The sequence below is a fragment of the Halomonas sp. ND22Bw genome (genome assembly GCF_003011945.1).
Taxonomy (GTDB): Bacteria; Pseudomonadota; Gammaproteobacteria; order Pseudomonadales; family Halomonadaceae; genus Halomonas; species Halomonas halophila.
This window is the reverse complement of the sequence record NZ_PXWD01001542.1, coordinates 1-245: the sequence shown is the minus strand read 5'-3', so window position 1 is coordinate 245 and position 245 is coordinate 1. Positions and strand designations below refer to the sequence as shown.

1 protein-coding gene is annotated in these 245 nt (G+C 66.9%); it reads right to left on the bottom strand.

Annotated features, from left to right (window positions below):
* Positions 1–245, bottom strand: a 245-nt coding sequence (locus CVH10_RS23400; RefSeq protein WP_146143349.1) for a TetR family transcriptional regulator, incomplete at both ends; no start/stop codon positions are given.

Sequence of the window (245 nt, the reverse complement as noted above, 5' to 3'; positions counted from 1 at the left end):
ACGCTGAAGCCACGCAGCGGCTCGAGCCACACGGTGAGCAGGTCGCGCAACACGCAGACATACAGCTCTTCCTTGTTGGCGAAGTAATAGAGCAGGTTGCTCTTCGAGACATCGGCGCGCGCGGCCACCTGGTCGATGCTGGGGCCGTGCAGCCCGTAGCGCGAGAACAGGCCGAGCGCCGCGGCCAGGATGACGCTGCGCTTGTCCTCGATCTGCCGCATCCGCCGGTTGATCGCCGCGGGCCC